11 protein-coding genes are annotated in these 9,813 nt (G+C 62.7%); all 11 read left to right on the top strand.

Features of this window, described 5'->3' with window-relative positions:
- A partial coding sequence (locus tag VGO04_RS04815; RefSeq protein ID WP_327494825.1) for a sugar ABC transporter permease occupies positions 1-685 on the top strand: 685 nt, incomplete at its 5' end.
- Positions 685-1,551 (top strand): carbohydrate ABC transporter permease, encoded by an 867-nt coding sequence (locus VGO04_RS04810; RefSeq protein ID WP_327494824.1) that lies wholly within the window; start codon positions 685-687, stop codon positions 1,549-1,551. The genes VGO04_RS04815 and VGO04_RS04810, both read left to right, overlap by 1 nt.
- 6 nt (positions 1,552-1,557) lie before the next feature.
- Entirely contained in the window at positions 1,558-2,655 is a 1,098-nt protein-coding gene (locus VGO04_RS04805) for a sn-glycerol-3-phosphate ABC transporter ATP-binding protein UgpC (protein WP_327494823.1), read from the top strand.
- Position 2,656: 1 nt separating this feature from the next.
- A complete protein-coding gene (locus VGO04_RS04800) occupies positions 2,657-3,769 on the top strand; it encodes a mandelate racemase/muconate lactonizing enzyme family protein (RefSeq protein WP_327494822.1) in 1,113 nt (370 codons plus the stop codon).
- 15 nt (positions 3,770-3,784) lie between these two features.
- A complete protein-coding gene (locus VGO04_RS04795; protein WP_327494821.1) occupies positions 3,785-4,114 on the top strand; it encodes an L-rhamnose mutarotase in 330 nt (109 codons plus the stop codon).
- The gene (locus VGO04_RS04790; RefSeq protein ID WP_327494820.1) at positions 4,107-5,186 is read left to right on the top strand and encodes a Gfo/Idh/MocA family oxidoreductase; all 1,080 of its coding nucleotides are present in this window, start codon (positions 4,107-4,109) and stop codon (positions 5,184-5,186) included. Before VGO04_RS04795 ends, VGO04_RS04790 begins: the two co-directional genes overlap by 8 nt.
- 1 nt (position 5,187) lies before the next feature.
- Positions 5,188-5,634, top strand: a complete 447-nt coding sequence (locus tag VGO04_RS04785; protein ID WP_327494819.1) for a MaoC/PaaZ C-terminal domain-containing protein — start codon at positions 5,188-5,190, stop codon at positions 5,632-5,634.
- Positions 5,635-5,644: 10 nt separating this feature from the next.
- A complete protein-coding gene (locus tag VGO04_RS04780; protein ID WP_327494818.1) occupies positions 5,645-6,379 on the top strand; it encodes an SDR family oxidoreductase in 735 nt (244 codons plus the stop codon).
- A gap of 25 nt (positions 6,380-6,404) precedes the next feature.
- Entirely contained in the window at positions 6,405-7,250 is an 846-nt protein-coding gene (locus tag VGO04_RS04775) for a fumarylacetoacetate hydrolase family protein (protein ID WP_327494817.1), read from the top strand.
- Positions 7,251-7,271: 21 nt separating this feature from the next.
- On the top strand, positions 7,272-8,549 hold the full coding sequence (locus VGO04_RS04770; protein WP_327494816.1) for an L-fuconate dehydratase: 1,278 nt from the start codon (positions 7,272-7,274) through the stop codon (positions 8,547-8,549).
- A gap of 241 nt (positions 8,550-8,790) precedes the next feature.
- The gene (locus tag VGO04_RS04765; protein WP_327494815.1) at positions 8,791-9,768 is read left to right on the top strand and encodes a C4-dicarboxylate TRAP transporter substrate-binding protein; all 978 of its coding nucleotides are present in this window, start codon (positions 8,791-8,793) and stop codon (positions 9,766-9,768) included.
- Positions 9,769-9,813 lie beyond the last annotated feature (45 nt).

Here is a 9,813-nt window from a genome sequence, read left to right as displayed (position 1 = left end):
CACCGTGCTGTTGCTGACGGTGGCGCTCAACGCCGAGATGCTGCTCGGCCTCGGGCTGGCGCTGCTCGTCAACAAGGCGACCCATGGCCAGCGCCTGCTGCGCACCATGATGATGTTTCCGATGATGTTTTCGCCGGTGCTCGTCGGCTTCCAGTTCAAGTTCCTGTTCAACGACAATATCGGCTTCGTCAACAATGCGCTGCAGTCGCTGGGGCTGACCGATCAGGCGATCCCGTGGCTGATCGACGGCAATCTGGCGCTCCTTTCGATCATCATCGCTGAAGTCTGGTCCTCGACCGCGGTCTTTGCGATCCTGATCCTTGCCGGCCTGCTTGCCATGCCGAAGGATCCCGTCGAGGCCGCCCATGTCGACGGTTGCACGCCGTGGCAGACCTTCCGCTATGTCACCTGGCCCTACCTCATGCCGTTCGCCTTCATCGCCATGACGATCCGTTCGCTCGACGTGGCGCGGGCCTATGACATCGTCAAGATCATGACCGATGGCGGCCCGGCCAAGCGCACCGAGCTTCTCTGGACGCTCGTCGGCCGCACGGCTTACGCCGACGCCCGCATGGGGCTCGCCAATGCCATGGCCTATGTCGCGATCCTGCTTTCGATCGTCTTCACCGTCTATTTCTTCCGCAAGCTCGCCGCGGCGCGCCAGCAGATCGGAGCCGAGTGGTAATGGATATCAACGCTTCGCACCGCCTGCGCCGCCGTCTGCTCAAGGCCGCCCACTTGATCGCCCTGTTTCTGGCCATGGCCGTGATCTGCCTGCCGGGCCTCTGGATCGTCTTGTCGTCGCTGCGCCCGACCGTCGAGATCATGGCGAAGCCGCCGGTCTGGATCCCGGAGAGCCTTTCGCTCGATGCCTATCGCGCGATGTTTTCGGGCGCAGGCCAGGGCGGCGTTCCCGTCTGGGACTATTTCCGCAATTCGCTGATCATCTCGGTGACCTCGACGGTGATCGCGCTTGCGATCGGCATGGCCGGCGGCTACGCGTTTGCCCGCTATCGCTTCAAGGCGAAGTCGGCGATCTTCCTCGGCTTCATGCTGACCCGCGCCGTGCCCGGCATTGCGCTCTCGCTGCCGCTGTTCATGCTCTATGCCCGCACCGGCATCATCGACACGCATTTCTCGCTGATCCTGACCTATGTGGCGCTCAATGTGCCCTTCACCATCTGGCTGATCGACGGCTTCTTTCGCCAGGTGCCGAAGGATCTAGCAGAGGCCGCCCAGATCGACGGCTGCACACCGTGGCAGGCCTTCTGGCAGGTGGAGTTTCCGCTGGCCGGCCCCGGTATCGCGTCCGCCGGCATCTTTGCGTTCCTGACGTCCTGGAACGAGTATGCGCTCGCCTCGCAGATCACCCGCTCGGTCAATTCCAAGACCCTTCCGGTCGGTCTTCTCGACTACACCGCCGAGTTCACCATCGACTGGCGCGGCATGTGCGCGCTCGCGGTCGTGATGATCATCCCGGCGCTGACCCTTACCTTCATCATTCAGAAGCACCTCGTCTCGGGCCTCACCTTCGGCGCGGTGAAAGGATAATCGTTCATGGCTCCTGTTACCCTCAGGAAACTGGTCAAGCGCTACGGCGCGCTCGAGGTGGTGCACGGCATCGATCTCGAAGTGAAGGACCGCGAGTTCATCGCGCTCGTCGGCCCGTCGGGCTGCGGCAAGTCGACGACGCTGCGCATGATCGCCGGGCTTGAAGACGTGAGCGATGGCGCGATCGAGATCGGCGGCCGCAAGGTCAACGACCTGCCGCCGCGCGCCCGTAACATCTCCATGGTGTTCCAGTCCTATGCGCTCTATCCGCATATGACGGTCGCCGAGAACATGGGCTTCTCGCTGAAGATCGCCGGGCGCAAGCCGGATGAGATCAAGGTGCGTGTCGATGAAGCCGCTGCTATCCTCGACCTTGGCCATCTGCTCGAACGCCGGCCGTCGCAGCTCTCCGGCGGCCAGCGCCAGCGTGTCGCCATGGGCCGCGCCATCGTGCGCCAGCCGGATGTCTTCCTCTTCGACGAGCCGCTGTCGAACCTCGACGCGAAGCTCCGCACGCAGGTGCGCACCGAAATCAAGAAGCTGCATGCGCGCATGCAGGCGACGATGATCTATGTCACCCACGACCAGGTCGAGGCGATGACGCTGTCCGACCGCATCGTCATCATGCGAGACGGCTACATCGAACAGGTCGGCACCCCGGAAGAGGTGTTCCAGCGCCCGGCCACCAAATTCGTCGCCGGTTTCATCGGCTCGCCGCCGATGAACATGGACGAGGTGATCGTCGACAATGGCGGGCTGGTCTTTGCCAGCGGAGCACGCCTGCCGATTCCGCCGCGCTTCGCAAAATCGCTGCGTCCTGGTCAGAAGGTGACGTTCGGCCTCCGGCCCGACGACATCTATCCGAGCGGCCACGGCCTGCACGCTGGCGATCCGGCGGCGGTACACGAGGTCGAATTGCCGGTGTCGATCACCGAACCGCTCGGCAACGAGACGCTCGTCTTCATCCAGTTCAACGGCCGCGACTGGGTCTCGCGCATGCTCAATCCGCGTCCGCTTGGCGCGGGTGAGAAGGTGCGCATGAGCTTCGACCTCTCGCGCGCCCACCTCTTCGACATCGATACCGGCAAGGCTCTGGAAGGCTGACATGGCAAGAATTGAGAAAATCGAACTGCGCATGGTCGACCTGCCGCCGAAGGTGAAGCGGACCGATGCGATCCAGAGCTTCGTCAGCCAGGAAACACCCATCGTCACCATCACCGATAGCGATGGCGCGACCGGGACGGGCTACAGCTACACGATCGGCACCGGCGGTTCCTCGGTGATGCGCCTTCTCTCGGATCACCTCGTTCCCATCTTGCTTGGAGAGGATGCCGATTGCATCGAGGCGATCTGGCAAAAGATGGAGTTCGCGACTCACGCAACGACGATCGGCGCAATTACGGCGTTGGCGCTGGCGGCGGTCGACACGGCGCTCTGGGACCTGCGCGCCAGAAAGCAGAAGCTGCCGCTCTGGAAACTTGCCGGCGGCGCCAAGGACAGTTGCCCGCTCTACACCACCGAGGGCGGCTGGCTGCATATCGAAAAGGAAGCGCTGGTCGAAGATGCGCTTGCCGCCAAGGCGAAGGGCTTCTCCGGCTCGAAGGTGAAGATCGGAAAGCCGCACGGCTCGGAGGACTATGACCGTCTGTCGGCAATGCGCAAGGCGCTCGGCGACGGCTTCGAGATCATGACCGACTGCAACCAGGGTTTTACTGTCGACGAGGCGATCCGGCGGGCGTCGCGGCTGAAGGAGCTGGATCTCGCCTGGATCGAGGAGCCGCTGCCGGCCGACGATCTCGACGGCCATATCCGGTTGACGCGCTCCACACCGACGCCGATTGCGGTGGGTGAATCCATGTATTCGATCCGCCATTTCCGTGAATATATGCAGAAGGGCGCCTGCTCGATCGTCCAGGTGGACGTTGCCCGCATCGGCGGCATCACGCCCTGGCTGAAGGTGGCGCACGCGGCGGAAGCCTTCGATATCCCCGTCTGCCCGCATTTCCTGATGGAACTGCATGTCAGCCTCGTCTGCGCAGTGCCGAACGGCAAATACGTCGAGTACATTCCGCAACTCGACGACCTGACGACCAAGGGCATGGAGATCAGGAACGGCCGCGCTCTGGCGCCGTCGGAACCGGGCATCGGCATTTCCTGGGACTGGGATGCCGTGCGCGCCCGCTCGACCGGCGAATTCACCCGCGAGTTTCGTGGCTAGAGGAGGGAGGTCATCATGCAACGCATGGGAATGGTGATCGGCCTCGAAGCCTCGAAGATCACCGAATACAAGGCCTTGCATGCCGCGGTCTGGCCGGAAATCCTTGCTTTGATTTCCGAGTGCAACGTCACCAACTACTCGATCTTCCTGAAGGAGCCGGAAAACCTTTTGTTCGGCTATTGGGAGTATGTCGGCTCGGATTTCGAGGCCGACATGGCCCGGATGGCGGCGCATCCGAAGAACAAGGAATGGTGGTCGGTCTGCATGCCCTGCCAGAAGCCGCTCGAAACGCGGAAGGACGGCGAGTGGTGGGCGATGATGGAAGAGGTCTTCCATCATGGCTGAAGGCTTTGATCCCGGCGCACTCCGACAATGGTGGCCTAGGCCGAGCAAACCGCGGCCGATCGTCATCTTCGGCGCAGGCAGCATCGTCGGCGACGCGCACCTGCCGGCCTATCGCAAGGCGGGGTTCCCGGTTGCCGGGATTTATGATCCGGACTATGCCAAGGCGTCTCGGCTTGCGGAAAGCTGGGGCGTTCGCGCCTATCGCACTGAAGACGAAGCGCTTTCGGTGCCGAACGCCATCTTCGACCTCGCGACGCCGCCCGCGGCCCATGCCGCCATCCTTGGCCGGTTGCCGGTCGGCGCTGCCGCCCTGATCCAAAAGCCGATGGGCTCGGACCTCGAAGCCGCAACCGCCATTTTGGAAATCTGCCGCGCGCGCAAGCTCAAGGCGGCCGTGAACTTCCAGCTTCGCTTCGCGCCGATGATGCTGGCGCTGAAGGACGCCATCGCCAAGGGGCATCTCGGCGAAGTCGTCGATTTCGACGCCTGGCTGGCGCTCGCGACACCTTGGGGCCTGTGGCCGTTCCTGAAAGGCCTGCCGCGCATCGAGATCGCCATGCATTCGATCCACTATCTCGACCTCGTCCGCGGCCTGCTCAGCAATCCCTTGGGCGTTCACGCCAAGACCATCGGCCACCCGAACCACGACGTCGCCCAGACGCGGACGGCCGCGATCCTCGACTATGGCGATCGAGTACGCTGCGTGCTCTCGGTCAATCACGATCACGATTTCGGCCGCAAATTCCAGGCCTGCGAGTTCCGTATTTCCGGCACCGCAGGTGCGGCCTATGTCAAGCTCGGCGTCAACCTAGACTATCCCCGCGGCGAGCCGGACGAACTCTGGATCCGACCGGCGGGGGCGGATGATTGGGTCTCTGTACCGCTTGAGGGCGCCTGGTTCCCCGATGCCTTCGCCAATCGCATGGCCAACCTGCAGCGTTTCGCGGCGGGCGAAGACGAGGAACTGGTCGGCTCGGTGGAGGACGCCTGGCAGACGATGGCCCTGGTCGAGGCCGCCTATCAATCGAGTGCCGCGCCGGCAACGGCGATCGCGCCACTTCCGGGACACTGACATGTCAGAACAGATCATCCACTTCGAAGACTACGCGTTGGGGCACGAGCGCCTGACGACCGGCCGCACCATCACCGAGACCGACTTCGTCGTTCATGCCGGCCATACCGGCGATTTCTTTCCGCACCATATGGATGCGGAATTTGCCAAGACCTTGCCCGGTGGCCAGCGCATCGCCCATGGCACCATGATCTTTTCGATCGGCGTCGGGTTGACCGCGTCGCTGATCAATCCAGTTGCGTTTTCCTACGGCTATGATCGTCTGCGCTTCGTGCGCCCCGTTCATATCGGCGATACGATCCGCACCCGGGTGACAATCTCCTCCAAGGAGGACGATCCAAAGCGGCCGAAGGCGGGACGCGTGGTGGAACGGTTAGAAGTCATCAACCAGCGTGGCGAGGTCGTTCTCGCCGCCGACCATATCCTGGTCGTTGAACGCAAAGCATGAGGGATCGAGAATGACAGCGGATCTTAAAGGCAAGGTCGTCCTGATTACGGCTGCGGCTCAAGGCATCGGCCGCGCTTCGGCGCTGGCCTTCGCAAGGGCCGGCGCGAAGGTGCATGCGACCGATATCAACGTCGATGCGCTTGCAGCGCTCGCCAAGGAGGTCGACGTCGAAACGCACCGGCTCGACGTGCTCGACACGCAGGCCGTCGAAGCGCTCGTCGCCAAGATCGGCGCCGTCGACGTGCTCTTCAATTGCGCCGGCTTCGTTCATGCCGGCTCTATCCTGGAGATGAAGGACAGCGATCTCGAATTCGCCCTCGACCTCAACGTCAAGGCGATGATCCGCACCATCCGTGCCGTGCTTCCGGGCATGCGTCAGCGCAAGGACGGCGCAATCATTAACATGGCTTCGGTCGCCTCCAGCATCAAGGGCGTTCCGAACCGCTTTGCCTACGGCGTCACCAAGGCCGCGGTGATCGGCCTCACAAAGGCCGTTGCTGCGGACTACGTCTCCGAGGGCATTCGCTGCAACGCGATTTGCCCGGGCACGGTCGAAAGCCCGTCCCTGCAGGATCGCATGCGCGCCCAGGGTGACTATGAGACTGCGCGGGCCGCTTTCATCGCCCGTCAGCCGATGGGCCGCCTCGGCACGCCGGAGGAGATCGCTGACCTTGCCGTGCACCTTGCCGGCGCGACCTATACGACGGGCCAAGCCTATGCCATCGATGGTGGCTGGACCATCTGACAACCCACAAGCAGGAAAGAGTTCCATGAAACTTCTTCGTTACGGCCTCCCGGGTCAGGAAAAGCCGGGTATCCTCGACGCAAATGGCACCTTGCGTGACCTCTCGGGCCACGTCGCCGATTTGTCCGGCGCGGCACTCGACCCCGACAAGCTCGCTGAACTGAAGGCGCTCGATCTTGCCGGCCTGCCTGTTGTCGACGGCAACCAGCGGCTCGGCCCTTGTGTCGCCGGGACCGGCAAGTTTATCTGCATCGGTCTCAACTATTCCGACCATGCCGCCGAAACCGGCGCAAAGGTCCCATCCGAGCCGATCATCTTCATGAAGGCGACCTCGGCGATCGTCGGGCCGAACGACGACCTGATCATTCCGCGCGGCTCGGAAAAGACCGACTGGGAAGTGGAACTCGGCGTCGTGATCGGCCGCAAGGCGAAGTACGTCACCGAGGCCGAAGCGCTCGACTATGTCGCCGGCTATTGCACGGTGCACGACGTCTCCGAGCGCGCCTTCCAGATCGAGCGCCAGGGCCAGTGGACCAAGGGCAAGTCCTGCGACACCTTCGGCCCGACGGGCCCGTGGCTCGTGACCAAGGACGAAGTGCCGGATCCGCAGAACCTGCCGATGTGGCTGAAGGTCAACGGCGAAACCATGCAGAACGGTTCGTCGAAGACCATGGTCTATGGCGTCGCCTATCTCGTTTCGTACCTATCGCAGTTCATGTCGCTGCAGCCGGGCGACATTATTTCCACCGGCACGCCTCCGGGCGTCGGCATGGGCATGAAGCCGCCGCGCTACCTCAAGGCCGGCGACGTCGTCGAACTCGGCATCGAGGGCCTCGGCAGCCAGAAGCAGTCCGTTCGCGCGGACGATTGATACCTACCGACTGGAGTGACCATGACCCGCATCACTGACCTGCGCGTCTTCGACCTGCGCTTTCCCACCTCGCAGAGCCTTGACGGTTCCGACGCGATGAACCCGGACCCGGATTACTCCGCGGCCTATGTCATCCTCGACACGGACCGGGAGGGTGTTGCAGGCCATGGTCTCACCTTCACCATCGGTCGCGGCAACGACATCTGCTGCATGGCGATCAAGGCCATGCGGCACCTGATCGTCGGCCAGGATACGGCCGATATCCTCGCCCATCCCGGCCGTTTCTGGCGGCACCTGACGAGCGATAGCCAGCTGCGCTGGATCGGTCCGGAGAAGGGGGCGATGCATCTGGCAACCGGCGCCGTCGTCAACGCCGTCTGGGATCTGCTCGCCAAGGAAGCGGGCAAGCCCGTCTGGCGAATGGTCGCCGACATGTCGCCGGACGAGATCGCCGACATCGTCGACTACCGCTACATGACCGACGTGCTGACGCGCGACGAGGCGGTCGCGATCCTCAAGAAGGCCGAAGCCGGCAAGGCTCAGCGTATCGCGACGCTCGAGCAGGAAGGTTATGCCTGCTACACGACCTCGGCGGGATGGCTTGGGTATGACGACGACAAGCTGCGTCGTCTGGCCCAGGAGGCGATCGACGAAGGCTTCAATCACATCAAGATGAAGGTCGGCCGCGATCTTGCCGACGATATCAGGCGCCTGACCATCGCGCGCGAGGTGATCGGGTCCGACCGCTACCTGATGATCGACGCCAACCAGGTGTGGGAAGTCGGCGAGGCTATCGACTGGGTCAAGCAACTCGCCTTTGCCAAGCCGTTTTTTATCGAAGAGCCGACGAGCCCCGACGATGTCGCCGGGCACCGCAAGATCCGCGAGGCGATCGGTCCGGTGAAGGTCGCGACCGGCGAGATGTGCCAGAACCGAATCATGTTCAAGCAGTTCATTGCCGAAGGTGCCATCGATATCGTTCAGATCGACAGTTGCCGCATGGGCGGGTTGAACGAGGTGCTGGCGGTGCTTTTGGTCGCAGCCAAGTACGGACTGCCTGTCTGGCCGCATGCCGGCGGCGTAGGGCTCTGCGAATATGTCCAGCACCTGTCGATGATCGACTATGTCGCCGTCTCCGGGACGAAGGAGGGGCGCGTCATCGAATATGTCGACCATCTGCACGAGCACTTCCTCGATCCCTGCGTGATCGAAAACGCCGCCTACATGCCGCCGAAGCGGCCTGGCTTCTCGATCGAGATGAAGCCACAGTCGATTGCGGACTACACATTCCGCGGCTAAACCGAGCCGGATTATTCATATAGAAATTGCATATTTACACGTATCCGGCGCGGTGTGAACCGCGCCGGTTTTGTTTGTTCTGTCCTCTGTCCTTTGGGACATTGCGCAGCATCTGATCAACGCAGGCACGCCGTCTTATCCGGTGGCGGCGCATTGGACTTGACGCAGCTGAATCATTCATAAATAGTTTATTCATTCGCTTATGAATTCCGGAGGGGAGTCCGGAAAAGAGGAGGAACTGATGAAGACCTTTGTTCTCGCCACCGCCATGGCTGCCCTGTCCTTTTGCGGCATCGCCCAGGCACAGGAATACAGCCTGCGGTTCTCGACCTCGCAGGTGAACCCCAACGAGCCGATCGTCAAAGCGATGAAGACCTATGCCGAACGTGTCGGCGAACGTTCGGGCGGCCGCATCGCGATCACCGTCATGACCGGCGACCAGCTCGGCGCACAGAAGAAGGTCAACGAGATGGTCATGAGCGGCGCAAGCCTGCTCAGCGCCACGGACTATGGCCAGCTCGGCCAGTTCGTGCCGGATCTTTCCATCCTCGCCGGCCCTTACGTCTATCCCGATCTCGACGCGACAGACCGTCTGTTCGCCTCGGATCTCTACAAGGAGCTCTCCGGCAAGCTCGAGGCGCAGGGCATCAAGATCATCATGCCGAACGGCCTTTTCGGCTACCGCCACATCATCGCCAACAGGCCGGTCCGCTCGCCGGCCGATCTTGCCGGCGTTACCATTCGCGTTCCCTCTTCGCCGATCATGATGGCGACCTTCGGCAACTACGGGGCACGACCGACCGAGCTGCCGTGGGGCGACGTCTACAACGCGCTTCAGACCGGCGTCGTCGATGCTGCCGAGGGCCCTTTCGGCTCGATCGCCGGGGCAAAACTCAACGAAACCCGCAAGGTCATCTCCAAGACCGGCCATCAGATCATGTTCACCGCCTGGGTGGCGTCCAGCCAGTTCTTCAACGGCCTGCCGGAAGACCTACAGAAGATCCTGCTGGAAGAAGGCCAGACCATCGCCAAGGAGCTGACGGCGATGACGCTCGAAACGGACGACGCCTACGCCAAGCAGCTCGCCGCCTCCGGCGTCGAAATCGTCAGCGACGTCAATATCCCCGCCTTCATCGAGGCGTCGCGGGCGGCCTACGAGAAGGTGCCGAACATCACGCCTGGCATGTACGATCAGGTGCAGAAGGCGATGGCACAGTAAGGCGGGCGGCCACGAGACGCGGCAGTAGGATGCCACGTCTCCATC

Source organism: Ensifer sp. (assembly GCF_035999185.1).
GTDB lineage: Bacteria > Pseudomonadota > Alphaproteobacteria > Rhizobiales > Rhizobiaceae > Ensifer.
The sequence above is the reverse complement of the archived record's forward strand: the minus strand, read 5'-3'. Positions and strand labels throughout refer to the sequence as shown.

Excerpts from the sequence above, each read along its gene's own strand:
- VGO04_RS04790 (WP_327494820.1), top strand. The coding sequence starts at position 4,107 with ATGGCTGAAGGCTTTGATCCCGGCGCACTCCGACAATGGTGGCCTAGG.
- VGO04_RS04780 (WP_327494818.1), top strand. The coding sequence starts at position 5,645 with ATGACAGCGGATCTTAAAGGCAAGGTCGTCCTGATTACGGCTGCGGCT.
- VGO04_RS04805 (WP_327494823.1), top strand. The coding sequence starts at position 1,558 with ATGGCTCCTGTTACCCTCAGGAAACTGGTCAAGCGCTACGGCGCGCTC.
- VGO04_RS04770 (WP_327494816.1), top strand. The coding sequence starts at position 7,272 with ATGACCCGCATCACTGACCTGCGCGTCTTCGACCTGCGCTTTCCCACC.
- VGO04_RS04800 (WP_327494822.1), top strand. The coding sequence starts at position 2,657 with ATGGCAAGAATTGAGAAAATCGAACTGCGCATGGTCGACCTGCCGCCG.
- VGO04_RS04765 (WP_327494815.1), top strand. The coding sequence starts at position 8,791 with ATGAAGACCTTTGTTCTCGCCACCGCCATGGCTGCCCTGTCCTTTTGC.
- VGO04_RS04775 (WP_327494817.1), top strand. The coding sequence starts at position 6,405 with ATGAAACTTCTTCGTTACGGCCTCCCGGGTCAGGAAAAGCCGGGTATC.
- VGO04_RS04810 (WP_327494824.1), top strand. The coding sequence starts at position 685 with ATGGATATCAACGCTTCGCACCGCCTGCGCCGCCGTCTGCTCAAGGCC.
- VGO04_RS04785 (WP_327494819.1), top strand. The coding sequence starts at position 5,188 with ATGTCAGAACAGATCATCCACTTCGAAGACTACGCGTTGGGGCACGAG.
- VGO04_RS04795 (WP_327494821.1), top strand. The coding sequence starts at position 3,785 with ATGCAACGCATGGGAATGGTGATCGGCCTCGAAGCCTCGAAGATCACC.